This window comes from Burkholderia sp. Se-20373 (assembly GCF_017104705.1).
Classification (GTDB): Bacteria; Pseudomonadota; Gammaproteobacteria; order Burkholderiales; family Burkholderiaceae; genus Burkholderia.
Genome location: NZ_JAAGPH010000040.1, coordinates 30,024 through 46,514, shown reverse-complemented (window position 1 = coordinate 46,514; position 16,491 = coordinate 30,024). Strand labels below are relative to the sequence as shown.

12 protein-coding genes are annotated in these 16,491 nt (G+C 68.7%); 4 read left to right on the top strand and 8 right to left on the bottom strand.

Going from position 1 to position 16,491, the window contains the following annotated elements; translation table 11 throughout:
* Nucleotides 1-31: 31 nt before the first annotated feature.
* From G3N96_RS15940 to G3N96_RS15930, 3 genes are all read right to left on the bottom strand, one after another.
* Nucleotides 32-307, bottom strand: a complete 276-nt coding sequence (locus G3N96_RS15940; RefSeq protein WP_011355479.1) for a hypothetical protein — start codon at nucleotides 305-307, stop codon at nucleotides 32-34.
* A 97-nt stretch (nucleotides 308-404) separates the two neighbouring features.
* On the bottom strand, nucleotides 405-1,742 hold the full coding sequence (locus G3N96_RS15935) for a cytochrome c peroxidase (protein WP_241022662.1): 1,338 nt from the start codon (nucleotides 1,740-1,742) through the stop codon (nucleotides 405-407).
* Nucleotides 1,743-1,798: 56 nt separating this feature from the next.
* On the bottom strand, nucleotides 1,799-3,262 hold the full coding sequence (locus G3N96_RS15930; protein ID WP_206137768.1) for a metallophosphoesterase: 1,464 nt from the start codon (nucleotides 3,260-3,262) through the stop codon (nucleotides 1,799-1,801).
* Between the two features lie 170 nt (nucleotides 3,263-3,432).
* Between G3N96_RS15930 and G3N96_RS15925 the strand changes: the two genes are divergently transcribed.
* The gene (locus tag G3N96_RS15925) at nucleotides 3,433-4,281 is read left to right on the top strand and encodes a class I SAM-dependent methyltransferase (RefSeq protein WP_206137767.1); all 849 of its coding nucleotides are present in this window, start codon (nucleotides 3,433-3,435) and stop codon (nucleotides 4,279-4,281) included.
* 99 nt (nucleotides 4,282-4,380) lie between these two features.
* On the opposite strand, the gene G3N96_RS15920 is transcribed toward G3N96_RS15925, so the two are convergent.
* From G3N96_RS15920 to G3N96_RS15900, 5 genes are all read right to left on the bottom strand, one after another.
* A complete protein-coding gene (locus tag G3N96_RS15920) occupies nucleotides 4,381-4,692 on the bottom strand; it encodes a hypothetical protein (RefSeq protein ID WP_206137766.1) in 312 nt (103 codons plus the stop codon).
* A gap of 52 nt (nucleotides 4,693-4,744) precedes the next feature.
* Complete coding sequence (locus G3N96_RS15915; protein ID WP_206137765.1) at nucleotides 4,745-6,766, bottom strand: BCCT family transporter; 2,022 nt, start codon at nucleotides 6,764-6,766, stop codon at nucleotides 4,745-4,747.
* A 319-nt stretch (nucleotides 6,767-7,085) separates the two neighbouring features.
* Entirely contained in the window at nucleotides 7,086-8,273 is a 1,188-nt protein-coding gene (locus G3N96_RS15910; RefSeq protein ID WP_206137764.1) for a porin, read from the bottom strand.
* Nucleotides 8,274-8,384: 111 nt separating this feature from the next.
* Nucleotides 8,385-10,805: a glycoside hydrolase family 31 protein gene (locus tag G3N96_RS15905; protein WP_124577605.1), complete on the bottom strand. Its 2,421-nt coding sequence runs from the start codon at nucleotides 10,803-10,805 to the stop codon at nucleotides 8,385-8,387.
* A gap of 27 nt (nucleotides 10,806-10,832) precedes the next feature.
* The gene (locus tag G3N96_RS15900) at nucleotides 10,833-12,104 is read right to left on the bottom strand and encodes an MFS transporter (RefSeq protein WP_124577607.1); all 1,272 of its coding nucleotides are present in this window, start codon (nucleotides 12,102-12,104) and stop codon (nucleotides 10,833-10,835) included.
* A 468-nt stretch (nucleotides 12,105-12,572) separates the two neighbouring features.
* Here G3N96_RS15900 and G3N96_RS15895 point away from each other — a divergent pair, with 468 nt between their 5' ends.
* Genes G3N96_RS15895 through G3N96_RS15885 form a run of 3 tightly spaced genes read left to right on the top strand, consistent with a single transcriptional unit; the run spans nucleotide 12,573 to nucleotide 16,452 of the window.
* Entirely contained in the window at nucleotides 12,573-13,517 is a 945-nt protein-coding gene (locus tag G3N96_RS15895) for a MurR/RpiR family transcriptional regulator (protein WP_206137763.1), read from the top strand.
* Entirely contained in the window at nucleotides 13,514-14,515 is a 1,002-nt protein-coding gene (locus tag G3N96_RS15890; RefSeq protein ID WP_206137762.1) for an isoaspartyl peptidase/L-asparaginase, read from the top strand. The genes G3N96_RS15895 and G3N96_RS15890 overlap by 4 nt, the downstream gene beginning before the upstream one ends.
* A gap of 29 nt (nucleotides 14,516-14,544) precedes the next feature.
* Nucleotides 14,545-16,452, top strand: a complete 1,908-nt coding sequence (locus G3N96_RS15885; protein WP_206137761.1) for a dipeptide ABC transporter ATP-binding protein — start codon at nucleotides 14,545-14,547, stop codon at nucleotides 16,450-16,452.
* The last annotated feature ends 39 nt before the right edge of the window (nucleotides 16,453-16,491 follow it).

The following is a 16,491-nucleotide window of genomic DNA, read 5'->3' as shown; positions in this document are numbered from 1 at the left end:
CGGGCCACCGACACGGCGAGCCGCCGCCATTTCATCGGCTGGCCGAGTGCGTGGCGAGGTGCTGGCGGATCAACGACAGGTAACGATCGCCGACCGAGAAATCGCGTGCGGCGCGCGGCCGTTCGGCCTGGCGCAGCGTGGCCGGTGCGCTCATGCCCAGATACCGGCAGACGGCGGAGGGGAAGGGCTTGCGCGTATGCCCGAGCTGGCGAGCCGCGCGCTCGACGCGGGCATCACCGACCTGAGCGCGGAGCCACGCCAGCACTTGGCGATCAGCTTCGTTGACGATACGGACCAGATGTTCCATCGCGCACCTCACTGTTCATAAATACAGTACTGTAAATATAACCAGTGTTTGCGGTGACCGCAAGCGGGTGCGCGTGCGGCTGGCCGTTCGGCCAGGGTCAGCGAGCCGGCACGGCGGTTCGCGTGATCCGGCCGGCAGGGGCGGCGGGCGCCACAGGGGCGGCCACCTTCGTATAGCGCGCGTCGGTCAGCGTGCCGAGGAACGCGACGATGTCGTCGATTTCCGCGTCGCTCAACGCGGGCGGCGTGCCCGGCCGGCGGTTCATCGGCGTCGAGTTGACGTTGATGTTGCCGCGGTATGCGGCCGGCACGTCGTCGAACGTTCTGGCCCCGTGATACCAGAAGCCCGGGTCGGTCGAGCGCGTGTTGTAGAACGCGACCGCGTCGCGCAGCGTCGTGAACACGCCGTTGTGCATGAACGTTTGCTTGACCGCGACGTTGCGCAGCCCCGGCGTGCGCAGGTAGCCGCACCATTGCGTCGGCTCGGGCCAGCGCAGCCGCCTTGCGGTGTCGCACAGCCCGTTGTCGAAATGGCGCGGATCGCGGTTCGCCGGCAGCGCGCGGTTACGCGGCACCGCGATCGCGTCGTAGCCGAAATCGGTGAAAAGCGAACGCTCCGGGCGGCTCGATGTTTCCGACAGCGTATGGCAGCTCATGCAGTTGCCCTTGTCGGGATTCCGGAACAGCGCGAGGCCGCGCATTTCGGCCGGCGCGAGTGGCTTGCGCGTGCGCAGGAATACATCGAAACGCGACGTGAACGGCGCCATCTCGTCGCTCTGCAGATAGGCCTCGATGGCGAGACCCATTGCACGCACCAGTTGCTCGGGATCGCGCCGCACCGGCGCGCCGAAGCGCGCGGCGAGATCGGGCGCGAGTTCGGTCGCGTCGACCTTGCGCAGCAGCGCGGCCGGCGACGGGTTGTTCATCTCGTTCGGGTCGAACAGCGGCCCGCGGATCTGCTCGGCAAGCGTATCCGCGCGGCCATCGCTGAACAGGCCGCCGAACGGCGACGGCGCGGGTGCGTCGTCATCCTGATAAAAGTGGCGGCGCGGGACGTAGCGAACGTAGAGCAGCGACGGCGCGTTGCGCTGGCTGAAACGCCCGGGCCGGCTGCCTTCCGGCACGCCGGGCCCCGCGAGCGAGGCGGCCGACAGCGTCGGCGCGAACGCGCGGCCCGGGTCGTGGCAGCCCGCGCACGACATGCCGCGCGGCTCGGACAGCCGCGGATCGAAGAAAATCCGGCGGCCGAGCGCGACGAGCGTCGGGTCGGGCGCGAAGCGCGCGGTCGCCGCATCGACCTTGCCCGTCACCTGCGGCGTGCCGTTGCCGATCGTGTCGACGACTCGCGACGGCGGCGCGCCGGGGAGCAGGACCGTTTCGGCCGGCGCGGCGTGAGCCGCGAGCGCCAGGCCGGCGAATACGGCCGCCGTGGCCAGCGTGCGCAGCGTTTGCAGGCCGCCCGCACGGCGGCCGTCACATCGAACCACTTCACTCACGGCGCAATGAACCCCGTCTTGTCGCAGGCGAGCGTCGTGCCCGACTGGTTGCACGACGCGAGCAGCTTGCCGGCCGCCGAATACGCGTGGAACACCCAGCCGGTCGCCGGGGCGGCGCGGCGTTCCATGATCAGGAAGCCGAAGCTGTTGTTGTGCGACAGCCGTTCGATCACGGCGCCCGGTGCGGGCGTCAGGCCGGCCGGGAACGGGTCGGGCAGCGCGACGTCGAGATTGTCGCCGCCGTTGCCGGACACGATCGTCGCCGGATGCCCGGACGAGAAGTTGATCGCCTGGAAATCGTGCACGTGCCCGTGCAGCGCGACGTGCACGCCGGGCGGGTAGTACGCCTGGGCGTTGAGGCTCGACATCACCGACTGCAGCGCGAGGTTGCCCGGCGCGGGCGTGCTGCCGGCGATCGGCGCGAACGCGAGGATCGGATGATGGTTCGTGAAGATCGTCGTGGTCATGCCGGCCTTCGACGCGAGCGCGGCGACCGTCTGGAACTGCTTCTGGTAGATGCCGAATTGCGCGTCGGTCGTCTTGAGCGGCGTGCGGCCGACCTTCGCGGTGTCGAACACGATCACCTGCGAGCCACCGCCGAGCGACACCGCATAGGGTTCCGAATAGTTCGCGTTGTTGTCGTTGGCCGGATCGTCGCACGAGCGCGCGGCCGAATACGGGCGCGGATCGAGGAAGCGGAACCAGCCCTGGCCCGCACGTGCGCACTCCTCGTGGTTGCCGCGCACGACGACCCATGGCGCCTTCGCGAGCAGCGGGGCGGCCGGGCGGAACAGGTCGGCCTGCCACGTATCCCAGCCATAGCCCCACGGGCTGTCCTTGCAGCCGGCGATGTCCGGCGGGCACGCGTTCTCGCGATAGTGGTAGTCGCCGATATGCATCACGAGGTCGGGCGACAGCTTCGCGACGCTGGCCGCGATCGTGTCGAGCGGCCAGACCGATGCGTCGTTGCACGCCTGCCACGCGTTGTCGGCCTTCTTCATGCGGCAGCCGGTGTCGGCGATGATCGCGATGCGTTGCGGCTGCGCCTTCGGCAGCGGCAGCGTGCGGCCCGCGACGCTCGCCGCCTGCGCGCCGGCCGGCAGCGTCATCTCGCAGACGGACACCGGGAAGCTCGACGGCTTCGAATCGGCCGGATCGCTGGCGGTCGGCCGCTGGGCGAGGGTCGCGGCGCCCGCGCGCACGGACATGCGCGACAGCTTGCCGTCGGCGGTCAGTTGCGGGCACAGCGGATCGCCGGCCGACGCGGGCGTGTAGTTCGTGATGACGCGCGCGATCGCCTGGTTCGCATCGCCGATCTCGACCCATGCGGCCTGGACGTTGACCGACGCGCTCGCCGGATCGGCCGGCGAATCGATGTGGTTCGAGCACGCGGACAGCGCGGCGAGGGCAGCAAGGGGAGCGCAGCGCACGAGCAGCGCGCGCGTGAGGAGTCGTCGCATGGGAGGCACCGTAGGAAAGTCGTCAACGATACGCAGCGCGAATGTAAGAAATGTGAAAAGAGGGGGGCGCTTGCATGTGGCCGGGTGTCGCCATCGGAGTGCTTGACCTCAAGCCGGCTTGAAGCAGCAAAGTGTGATGCACGATCAATGAACCAGAAGGGGAATCGACGATGGAAACCGGCCAGCCCAATGACGAACAATCCGCGCTCTGGAACGGCCCGTCGGGGCGCGCGTGGGTCGACACGCAGGCGCCGATCGACCGGATGTTCGAACCGCTGGAGAAGTTGCTCGTGGATGCGGCGGCCACGTCGTCCGCGCGCAGCGTGCTCGACGTCGGCTGCGGCACGGGCGCGGTCACGCTCGCGATCGCGCGGCGGCTCGGGGCGGACGCGCAATGCACGGGCATCGATATCTCGGCCCGGATGATCGACGCCGCGCAGGCGCGTGCGGAACGCAGCGGCGTTCTCGCCCGCTTCGTGCGCGCCGATGTGCAGACCCACGCGTTCGAGGCCGCGAGCGTCGACCTGATCGTGTCGCGCCTCGGCGTGATGTTCTTCGCCGATCCGGTCAGGGCGTTCGCGAATCTGCGGCGTGCGGCACGGCCGAATGCGCGGATGCGGTTCATCGCATGGCGCAGCGCGGCCGACAATCCGTTCATGACGCTCGCCGAGCGGGCCGCCGCGCCATTGCTGCCGAAGCTGCCCGCACGGCGGCCGGGCGCGCCGGGGCAATTCGCGTTCGGCGACCGGCAGCGCGTTGCGTCGGTGCTGTCGGACAGCGGTTGGGCGGACATCGCGATCGAGCCGGTCGATCTGGCGTGCGCGCTGCCTGCTTCCGCGCTGGACGACTACATCTCGCGGCTGGGCCCGGTCGGGCTGGCATTGCTGGAGGTGGACGAGGCAACGCGGCGGCGCGTGGTCGACACGATGCGCGCCGCGTTCACGCGTTACGTGGAGGGTGCCGATGTACGCTTCGACGCGGCATGCTGGCTCGTGACGGCGCGGGCACCGTCCGTGTGACGCGTTGCGGTAACGAGGCAGGTCAAGGAAGGGCCGGCCGGTTCGCCCCGCGCGTGGCCGTTCGCGCGGGACGAAGCCGGGCCGCGTGACGCACGCGCGTCAGTGTCGCCGCGCGCGCAACATCAACCACGCGCATCCGCCGGCGACCAGGGCGAGACCGAGCAGGACGGCTTCGATGCCAAGCGCAAACCCGGGCGGCATGTCCCCGGTATCCGGCACCGGCGACAGGTTGATGCCCATCGCGATGGCGCCGCCGGCGAGCAGCGCCGCGCAGACGATCCAGTAGACCTTGCCGCGGGGCGCCGCGGCCCGGATTCGCCACAGCGCGATGCCGGCGCCGCCGAGGTAGAGCACGGCGAGCGTGCCGAGCGCGATGACGTCGGAGGCACGGCTTTGCAGGAGTCCGGTCATCGTGCCGCTCCATCGCGGGCGGCGGACCGCCACGGCGAGGCAAGGGTGGAGTTCATTCGGCCTCCGTCGCATGCCCCGGCGCGCGGCTCAGCAGATGCGTGCGCTTGTCGGCCGCGAGCGACACGTAGCGTTCGTACTGGCGCAACACGTCGGCAATCACTTCGTCGCCGCGCAGGTATTCGACGTCGTAGCCGAGCCGCCCGTCCTCGAAGAACGTGACGATCCCGTACACGTGGGCCCGTTCCGCTGCCGGCTCGGCCGCCTCGCGCACCAGGAACGCGGCCGCGGATTTCACCGTCACGCGCACGCCATACACGAAATCGCGGTGGTCGGCGGTCGGCACGGTGAGCCGCACGGCGTCGTCGCTGTCGCGCTGCACGTTCGCATCGACACCGCTCGCGCGCAACTCGTCGGCGACTTTGCGCAACGCGGGCTCGACCGTCTCGGCGACGAACTGGCGCGCTTCGGCTTCGGTCGTCTGCCGCAGGATGTGCGTCAGGCGGTGACGCCAGTGCTGGCCGGTCCAGAAACTCGTCGCGGGCGCGACGTCCTGAGAATAGTGCACGCGGTCGGCCGCGAGCCCGCGCCACAGCCCGTAGCAGAGCGCGAGCATGATGATGGCCACAGGCAGCGCGGCGATCAGCGTCATCGCCTGCAAGGCGCCGAGCCCGCCTGCCACGAGCAGCACCGCGGCCGTCACGCCGAGCAGCGCGGCCCAGAACAGCCGTTGCCAGACGGGCGAGTGCGCGTTGCCGCGCGTCGCGATCTGGTCGAGCACGAATGCGCCCGAATCGGCGGACGTGACGAAGAACACCGCGATCAGCACGATCGCGACGATCGACAGCCCTTGCGACAGCGGCAGGAAATCGAAGAAGCGGAACAGCAACGCGTCGACATTGGTGGCCGTCTGCGCGAGCGCGCCGGCGGCGCCGTGCGTATCGAGCCAGATCGCGCTGTTGCCGAACACGGTCATCCACACGAGATTGAACGCGGTCGGCACGAGCAGCACGCCGATCACGAACTGGCGGATTGTGCGGCCGCGCGAGATGCGCGCGATGAACATGCCGACGAACGGCGACCACGATACCCACCAGGCCCAGTAGAGGATCGTCCAGCCGCCGAACCAGCCTTCCTCGCGCGGCGACGCGTATGCATAGGTGCGGAACGACAGGTCGACGAGATGCGACAGGTACTGGCCGATGTTGTCGCCGAGCGCGCGCAGCAGGAACGACGTCGGTCCCGCGACGACCACGAACGCGAGCAACAGGAACGCGAGCAGCAGGTTCAGCTCGGACAGCCGCCTCACGCCCTTGTCGAGGCCGCTCGCGGCGGAAGCACCCGCGAGCAGCACGACCAGCACGACGAGCCCGATGCGGAACGCGTTGCCGCTGGTGTCCCAGCCCACGACCGTGTGCAGGCCGGCGCTGATCTGCATCACGCCATAGCCGAGCGTCGTCGCGATGCCGGCGACCGTGCCGACCAGCGCGAACGCGTCGACCGTGTGGCCGATCCAGCCGTTGATGCGCTCGCGCAGCACCGGATACAGCCCCGAGCGCAGCGTCAGCGGCAGGTTGTAGCGGAACCCGAAATACGCGAGCACGAGCCCCATCAACCCGTAGATCGCCCACGCATGGAAGCCCCAGTGGAAGAAGGTCATCAGCATCGCTTCGCGCGCGGCGGCGGGCGTGCCGGGGTCGACGGTCGGCGGCTTCAGGAAGTGCTGCATCGGCTCGCCGACGCCGAAATACATCAGGCCGATGCCCATGCCGGCCGCGAACAGCATCGCCGTCCACGACACGAAGCTGAATTCGGGTTCGGCGTCGTCGGGGCCGAGCCGGATGTTGCCGAAGTCGCTGGCGGCGATCAGCACGAGAAACACGAGGAAGCCGGTCACGGCGAGCACGTAAAACCAGTCGAAGCGTGCGATGACCCATTGCTGGCCGGCGGAGAACAGCGCGCCGGCTTCGCTCGGGTGCAGTGCGCACACGACGAGCAGCGCGCCGATGACCGCGAGCGCGGGCAGGACGACCTGCGGCTTGAACGTCGTGCGGGGCGAGGGACGGGAATCTGGCATGGCTGGCATCCAGTTGTGGGCGCAACGAGGCGCGACGCCGCCCGGCGCGCGTGTCGCGCGTCGGACCCTGATACGGCGTGCGTCGAGTGTACCGCGGTGTCAGGACTGCAAGAAGGGGCATGCAGAAGAGATAAACCTGACGAATTGTAAGGTATTGAGAAGATCGAGAAAACCCGGGAGGTTCGCCCGGCGGGCGGACGGGGCGCTGCGAACGCCGTGGCGGACGTATATCGGGCGCCCGGACGGCGCGCGTGGAATGCGGGAAATGCGCGTGTCGTCCGGGGCAGGGGCAGCGCGCCGAAAGCGCTGCCGCGAGGGTTCAGAACGTGACGGCGATGCCGGCCATGCCGACGAACTGGCCGTGCGTCGTCGATGGCGTGAGCTGCTGCGAATCGCCGACGATCGGCGCCGCATCGATCACGTGGCCGGCGCCTTGCGCACCGAGCGTCTGCCCGCTCGAATGCGTGTACGCCTGCAGCGCATAGAGCGTCGTGCGCTTCGACAGGCTGTACGACTCCTTCAGCGAAACCTGCTGGTAGCGGGCCGCACTGTTGATGCCGTTCGCCTTCGACGCGAGCGTGTACGCGAACGCGCCGGCCACCGAGAACGCCGGCGTGAAGCGATACGCGGCGAGCGCGCCGTAGGTGTTGAACACGGCCGTGTCCGTGAACGCGGAGCCGTTGCCGGGCAGGTACTTCACGTTCGAGTAGTTGAGACCCATCGTCAGGTCGCCGAGCGTGTAGTTGCCGGCCGCCGCGACCTGCTCGACGGCCTTCGCGGTCAGGTAGCCCTGGTTCAGCACCGACACCGCGAAGCTGCCCGACGCGGCGGTCGCCGGATTCAGGAAACCGGCCGACGAGCCCGAGCTGTTGATGCGCAGGTAGCCGGCCGCGACGCCGATCGGCCCGTTCGCATAACGCAGCGCGGCGCTGAACGTGTTGCCCTTGCCGGTCGCGCCGGCAATGCCGCCGAAGGCATACATCGCGCTCGCGGTCAGCCCGGCGAAGGTCGGCGACGTATAGGTAACCGAATTGTTCACGCGTGTCGTCGTGTCGAGGCCGTCGATGTCGCCCGGATGCGCGCCCGTCGCGCCGGTCAGCCAGCTGCTCGACGCGTAAGGCCCGACGAACAGGAAGTAGGGTGTGTACTGGCGGCCGGCCGTCATCGTGCCGTAGCGATCGTTGCGCAGGCCGACGAACGCCTGGCGATTGAAGATCAGGCCGGCGGCGGATTGCGCGCCGTTGTTCAGGTTGAAGCCGGACTGCAGGTCGAAGATCGCATGCGTGCCGCCGCCGAGATCCTCGTCGCCGCGCAGCCCGAACTTCGATGCATACAGGTTGCCGTCGCGCATGTAGATGTTCGAGTGGCCCTGCTGGTTGTTCACGTACGCGAGCGAATCGTCGACGACACCATACAGCGTCACGCTGCTCTGCGCGTGGGCGGCGGTCGTGCCGAGCGATGCGGCCGATAAAATCAGGATTGCATAGCGGTTGACGGGTGCTTTCATTGACGATCTCCAGATCTCTTCATCTTTTCAAGGTGGGCGGGAGGCTCGGTCGCCTCCTCTGTGGCGGGCGGCGGGCCGTGTGAACGGCCCGTCTTGCGAGGGTGACGCGGTTCAGCTGTCGAATGCGACGACGAGGCGGCGCCATGCACCGTCCTGCGCATCCTGCTCGACACGCGCGCCGCGCACGGCGACCGCGCCGTGCAGCGACGCGGGCAACAGGATTTCGACGCGGTCGGCCGGGCGTGCCGGGCGGCCGTCCCAGCGCACCGATACGCCGAGCGCGCCCGACGCTTCGCGGCCGGTCTCGATGCGCCACAGTCCGTATTCGCCGTCGCGCCATGCTTCCGTCTCGCCATCGTCCTCGACGCATTCGCCGTAGGCGACGCCGTCCTCGATGCGCGGCGCGACGAGGAAGCCGCGCGTGTCGGCACGCGCGCCGAAATGCTGTTCCGCGACGTTCAGCGGCAGCACGCGGCCCTCGCGCAGCAGCATCACCGGCGAGTCGAGCGGCGCGGGCAGCGTCACGCTCGCGCCGCCGTCGAACGCTTGCGCGCTCGCGCAGCACATCCAGCGCGCGCCCGACGGCAGGTAGACAGTGCGCGCAGTCAGGCCCGGATCGACGACCGGCGCGACGAGCAGCGCGTCGCCGAGCATCATGTCGTCACATTCGTCGTAGCAGCGTGCGTCGCCGGGGAAATCGGCGAAGGTCGGCCGCAGCACGGGCTCGTAGCGCGTCGTCGACAGCCACAGCAGGTGATAGAGGTAGGGCAGCAGACGGTAGCGCTGCTTGATCAGCGACGCGATCTGCGCGGTGATCTCCGGGTACATCCACGGTTCGTTGACGGTGCCGTCGTCGTTCCACGAGTGGATGCTGAAGCGCGGCATGAAGATGCCGAACTGCACCCAGCGCAGCAGCAGCTCCGGCGACGGTGCGGGCCCGGAGAAGCCGCCGATGTCGTGACCGATGTTCGACACGCCCGACAGCGCGAGCCCGAGGCCCATCTTCAGGTTGTAGCGCAGGGTTTCCCACGACGTGTAATTGTCGCCGGACCAGGTCTGTACATAGCGCTGCATGCCGGCGCCGCCGGAGCGCGACACGAGGAACGGCCGCCGCGCCGGCGCATGCGCGCGCTGCGCGTCGCGCGACGCACGCATCATCAGCATCGTCTGCAGCACCTTCGCTTCACGCGCGGGATACGGTTGGCCGAAGCCGTGCGCGATCGCGTCGGGCGACCAGATTTCATACTCGTTGTTGTCGTTCCAGGTCGACTCGATCCCGTATTCGAGCAGCGCCGACGTGACCTGCTCGCGCCACCAGCGATACGCGTCGGGCTGCGTGAAGTCGAGATACGCGCCGACCTCGTCCCAGAACTGCACCCACGCGGGCTCGCCGGACGCCGAGCGGATCAGCAGCCCGCGCGTGGCCGCCTCTTCGAATGCGGGATGGTCGCGCAGCAGGCACGGCTTGATGTTCGCGCACAGGCGGATGCCGTGGTCGCGGTAATGCTTCACGAAGCCCTTCGCGTCGGGAAACTTGTCGCGGTTCCAGTTGAACACGTAGCGCTTCGCGCCGATCGACGTATAGCCCGACGACAGGTGGAACGAATCGCACAGGATGTCGTGCGTGTCGCACTGTTCGACGAACTGGTTCATCTGCTGCTGCGCGTCCGGCGCATCGGTGTAGCTCATCGTCGAGCCCGAATAGCCGAGCCCCCATTTCGGCGTGCGCGCGGGGCGCCCGGTGAGCCACGTGAAGCGCCGTGCGGCCGCGAGCGGCGTGTCGGGCGAGGCGATGAAGTAGTAGTCGAGATCGCCGTGCTCGGCGACGAAATAGCGGTACGGGCCGTGATAGTTGTCGAGCTCGCGGCCCATGTCGAACGCGCAGTCCGACAGCGTGTCGTAGAACAGCCCGAACCCCTGGCAGGCAGCGGGCGACCACGTGATATAGAACGGGATGTGCTTGTACAGCGGGTCGGTGTGCTTCGCGCTGTAGCCCATCGCGTCGATGTTGCGCATCTCGAAGCGCGCGCCGGTGCGGTCGAGGTCGCCCGCGCGTTCGCCGAGGCCGAACACCTTGTCGCCGCGCTCGCGGGCGACGTAGTGATACGCGCGATCGTCCCACCAGCCGAAGTTGTACGCCTGCGTCGCACGGTCGGCGAGTGCGACGCGCCACGTGCCGTCCGCGCCGCGCATCGACCACGTGCAGTGGCCGCCTTGCCGGCGCACCACGACGCGGATCTGCGCAGTGTCGATGCACACGGCATCGTCGTCTTCGACGAGCGTATAGGCCGGCAGCGCGAAGCCGTCGAGATCGAGGCGGTCGCGCCCGTCGAGCGGCACGTCGTCGAGGCCCGGCGCGATCGACCACGTGCGCGGGTTGCGCGCCGTCGCGTCGGGCAGCACGCGCACCCGCACGATGTCGTCCTCGAGCACGAAGATTTCAAGGGTCGCGCCCGCCTCGGACGCGAGCAGCACACGGTTCGCGTGCTGGCCGGCGACGCGGAACACGGGCGGATGAAGAAGCGAAGTCATGAATGCGATTCCTGGTGAGAGCGAAGGTCAGGCGTGCCGGGCGAGCAGGCGTTCCTGCTTCGACTGCCCGCGGATCAGCATCGCGAGCAGCGTGACGCCGATGATGTCGAACAGGCCGAGGCACGCGAACAGCGGCGCATAGCCGATCTTGTCGGCGAGCGCGCCGACCAGCAGCGAGAAGCCGAGCCCGCCGATCCACGCGGCCATCCCGGCGAAGCCGCTCGCGGTGCCGACTTCCTCGGGATCGAACACGTCGGCCGACAGCGTGTTGACGAGTGCGGAAATCATCTGGTGCGCGAAGCCGCCGACGCAGAACAGCGCGATGGCCGTGTACGGCGACGCCACGAGCCCGATCATCGCGGGACCGAGCATCAGCACCGCGCCGAGCGCGACGCCGGCAACGCGCGACCACACGAGCGGCAGCTCGAACCGCTTCGCGAGATACGGCGACAGGTAGCCGCCCGCGATGCCGCCGAGGTCGGCCGCGAGAAACGGCATCCACGCGAAGATCGCGATCTGCTTGAGCTCCATGTGGCGCTCGGTCGCGAGATACAGCGGAATCCAGAAGCTGAAGGTCTGCCACGCGGGCTCGGCGAAGAAGCGCGGCAGCGCGATGGCCCAGAAGCGCCGCGCGGTGACGACGTCGCGAATGCGGCGCTTCGACACGGGCGGCATCGTCGCCTGACCGTCGCGGATCAGCGCGCGCTCCTGCGGCGTGATGCGCGGATGGTCGGCCGGCGACCGGTACTGCGCGTACCACAGCGCGGCCCATACGAAGCCGAGCGCGCCGGTGGCCATGAACGCGGCCTGCCAGCCGAACCGCATCGACAGGAACACCACGAGCGGCGGCGCGATCGCGGCGCCGAGCGACGTGCCCGCGTTGAAATAGCCGACCGCGACGGATTTCTCGCGATCGGGAAACCATTCGGCGACCGCCTTCATCCCGGACGGAATCGCGGCGGCTTCGAACAGGCCGAGAAAGCCGCGCAGGATGCCGAGCGACAGCCAGCCCGACGCGAAGCCGTGCGCGACGCCGACGATCGACCACAGCATCGCGAACAGCGCGAACCCGAGCCGCAGCCCGATCAGGTCGACGACGAAGCCGCACACGGGCTGCATGATCGTGTAACCGATCTGGAACGCGCCGACGATGTACGAATACTGCTGCGTCGAGATCGAAAAGACCTGCTTCAGCTCGGGGGCGAGCACCGCGAGGGAGTTCCGTGCGAGGTAGTTGAGGATCGTGCCGAGACATACGAGCACGATGATCCACCAGCGCAACGCCTTGACTGTCTTCACTGCTGTCTCCTGTCAGAGGGACGGGCGCACAGCGCCCGCCGATCCGTAAGGGCCATCCGCCCAGGATGGCATGTTCGTTTTATTCGTACGATGTCCGATCTTGATGGGCGCGAGTCATGCCGCCTTATATCGAAAATACGGTATTCGAACGAACATTTTGTCGTCACCGAGCTGCAATGTTATCTGACGACTGATCATTTTCGAGCATCCTATGTTCGAATTCGAATCCGGTCAACGTGAAAATGCATTCGAACGAACTTGCTCGGGGTTTTCCCGAGCAGCACGGCCACGCGGCGTGGTGGGCAACGCACGGTCATTACGCGCCAAGGCCCGTGCGGCGGGGCTGTGCGCGCATCGGCGGATCGAAAGACGCGGGGCCGGGCGTGATGAACCCTGATGAAAATTTATTTCTTTTCAAGGCGGGAGTTGTGTAAATTCATTTTCATCCTCCTTGCAACAACCCTTCGCATGACGCCTCTCGTTCCGCCCGACGCCAGTCACGACGAACCCGCCATCGCCGAGCGGATCGCGTCGACGATGCCGTTGATGACGCCGATCCACCGTCGCATGGGCGAGTTCGTGCTCGCGAATCCGTTCCGCGCGGCGACGATGCGCATCGACGAACTCGCGCAGGCCGTGAACGCGTCGATCGCGACCGCGAACCGCTTCGCGAAGGCGCTCGGTTTCGACGGCTATCCGGCGATGCGCGCGGCGCTCGTGCGCGGCTTCGAGGCGACGCTCGGGCCGGTCGAGCGGCTGCGTTCCGCGCAGGAGCAGGAGCCCGGCGTGCGCGGCGCCGCCTGGATCGACGCGGTATTCGACCAGGCCGTCGCGAACATCGAGAACACGCGTGCGCAACTGGACGCAGCCGATGTCGAGGCCGCGGTCGAGGCGATCGTCGGCGCGCGGCGCGTGCTGATCCTCGGCGCGGGGTCGAGCGCGTTTCTCACCGGGCTGATGGAGCACGGGCTGTCCGTCTGCCATGACAACGTGCAGTCGCTCGCGCTGCTCGGCGGTCCGTCGCACGCGGCGCGGCGGCTGTACACGGCCGACTCGCGCGATCTCGTGATCGCGCTCGCGTTTCCGCGCTACGTGAAGGACACCATCGAACTGGCCCGCCGCGCGGCGGCGCGCGGGGCACGCGTGCTGGGTATCTCCGACGGCCCGCAATCGCCGCTTGCGCCGATCGCGTCGCTGAACCTGTACGTCAGGGCCGAGCGGCGCTTCGCGGCGACGTCGGAAGCGGCCGTGCTCGCGATGATCGAGGCGCTGATCGATGCGGTTGCGCTGCGCACGCACCGGTCCGCGAAATCCGCGGCCGAGATGACCGAATTCCTGCTGCCGTGGCTCATCCAGCCGCAAGCGACGCCGCCGGCCGCCAACCCTTCAACTCACCGTCCGAAAAAAACATGACTTCACCCGCGATCGTGGCGATTCACGGCGGCGCAGGCACGATCCTGCGCGAGGCGATGGATTCCGACACCGAACGTCAGTACCGTGCCGAACTGACCGCCATCCTGACGGCCGCGCAGCAGGTGCTGGCCGATGGCGGCAGCGCGCTCGACGCCGTCACCGTCGCGGTGCGGATGCTCGAGGATTGTCCGCTGTTCAACGCCGGGCGCGGCGCCGTCTATACGGCCGAGGGCAAGCATGAACTCGACGCGGCGGTGATGGATGGCGCGACGCTCGGCGCCGGCGCGATCTGCTGCGCGACGCGTGTGCGCAATCCGGTGCTGGCCGCGCGGCGCGTGATGGAAGCCAGCGAGCACGTGCTGTTCGCCGGCGAGGGCGCCGATGCGTTCGCAGCCGCGCAGGGGCTCGAACTCGCGGAACCGGGTTACTTCCACACCGAGGCGCGTCACGCGCAGTGGGTCAAGGCGCGCGCAGCGGCGGGCGCGATGCTCGACCACGACGCGGCGACGTTCACGTTCGGCGCTTCGCAAGCGCAGCAGCAGCCGGCCGAACCGCTCGATCCGGACCGCAAGCACGGCACGGTCGGCGCGGTCGCATGCGACCAGCACGGGCACATTGCAGCGGCGACGTCGACGGGCGGCATCACGAACAAGCAGCCGGGGCGTGTCGGCGATTCGCCGATCATCGGCGCGGGCTGCTATGCGGACGACGCGACCTGCGCCGTATCCGCGACGGGCACCGGCGAGATGTTCATCCGGCTCGCGACCGCGCATGACGTGGCCGCGCAGATCGCGTATCGCGGCGCATCGCTCGCCGATGCCGCGCACGACGTCGTGATGAACAAGCTGCCGCGCCTCGCGGGTCGCGGCGGGATCATCGCGGTCGACGCGCAGGGCAACGTCGCGATGCCGTTCAACACCGAAGGGATGTACCGCGGCTATGCGCGCGTCGGCGAAGCGCCGGTGGTCGGCATCTATCGCGACGACGACACGGCCTGATTCCCGACCGCACGAGAAGGAGATCCACGATGACTTCGAGCCGTAACCCGTCCGGCCTGGTGCTGCCCGAGCAGCGCGTGGTGGCCGTCGACGACCTGTCGGTCACGTTCCGCCGCGAAGGCGCGACGTTCGACGCGGTGCGCAACGTGTCGTTTCACGTCGATCGCGGCGAGACGCTCGCGATCGTCGGCGAATCGGGCTCGGGCAAGTCGGTCACGTCGCTCGCGCTGATGCGGCTCGTCGAGCACGGCGGCGGCGCGATCACGAACGGCCGGATCGCGTTCCGCCGGCGCGGCGGTGCGATTGTCGATCTCGCGCAGGCCAGCGGCGCGACGATGCGCGGCATTCGCGGCGCCGATATCGCGATGATCTTCCAGGAGCCGATGACGTCGCTGAACCCGGTGTTCACGGTCGGCGACCAGATCAGCGAGGCGATCGCGCTGCACCAGTCGAAAAGCCCGTCGGAAGCGCGCGCGGAAACGCTGCGGCTGCTCGAACTCGTGCGCATCCCGGAGGCGCGCCGCGTGTTCGCGCGCTATCCGCACCAGTTGTCGGGCGGGATGCGGCAGCGCGTGATGATCGCGATGGCGCTGTCGTGCCGGCCGTCGCTGCTGATCGCCGACGAGCCGACCACCGCGCTCGACGTGACGATCCAGGCGCAGATCCTGCAACTGGTGCGCGGGCTGCAGGACGAAATGAACATGGGCGTGATCTTCATCACGCACGACATGGGCGTGGTGGCCGAAGTGGCCGACCGCGTGCTCGTGATGTATCGCGGCGAGAAGGTCGAGGAGGGCGAATCGGATCGCATCTTCGCGGCGCCTGAGCATCGCTACACGCGTGCGCTGCTCGCGGCCGTGCCGAAACTCGGCTCGATGCAGGGCACCGATGCACCCGAGAAATTCCCGCTGCTGAAGGTGGAGGGCGCGAGCGCGGCAGCGCCGGCTGCGTCGCCCGCACCCGCGGCGAACGACGCTGCTCAGCCGCCCGTCGACCCCTCCGCTTCGCCGATCCTGCGCGTGCGCGATCTCGTGACGCGCTTCCCGGTGAAGAGCGGCGTGTTCGGCCGCGTGTCGCAATACGTGCATGCGGTGGAACGGGTGAGCTTCGAACTGCGCGCGGGCGAGACGCTCGCGCTGGTCGGCGAATCGGGCTGCGGCAAGTCGACCACCGGCCGCTCGCTGCTGCGCCTCGTCGAATCGCAGAGCGGCTCGATCGAGTTCGACGGCCGCGACATCAGCGCGCTGAAGGGCGCGGACCTGCAGGCGCTGCGCCGGAACATCCAGTTCATCTTCCAGGATCCGTTCGCGTCGCTGAACCCGCGCCTGACCGTCGGCTTCTCGATCATGGAGCCGCTGCTCGTGCACGGCGTCGCGAGCGGCCGCGAAGCACAGGCGCGCGTCGACTGGCTGCTCGACAAGGTCGGCCTGCCGCCCGAGGCCGCGCGCCGCTATCCGCATGAGTTTTCGGGCGGCCAGCGCCAGCGGATCGCGATCGCGCGTGCGCTCGCATTGAATCCGAAGGTCGTGATCGCCGACGAATCGGTGTCGGCACTCGACGTGTCGGTGCAGGCGCAGATCGTCAACCTGATGCTCGACCTGCAGCGCGAGCTTGGCGTCGCGTACCTGTTCATCTCGCACGACATGGCCGTGGTCGAGCGCATCAGCCATCGCGTCGCGGTGATGTATCTCGGCCAGATCGTCGAGATCGGCCCGCGCCGCGCGGTGTTCGAGGCGCCGCAGCACCCGTACACGAAGAAGCTGATGAGCGCGGTGCCGGTGGCCGATCCCGCGCGCCGGCATGCGCCGCGCCAGCTCGCGGCGGACGAAATCCCGAGCCCGATCCGCGCGGTCGGCGACGAGCCGGTCGTCGCGCCGCTGGTCGCGGTCGGCCCCGATCATTACGTCGCGACGCACCGCGTCGGCGGCGCGTACTGAAGCAATGCACCGCCACGGCGATGCGCGAGCTTGAAGGAA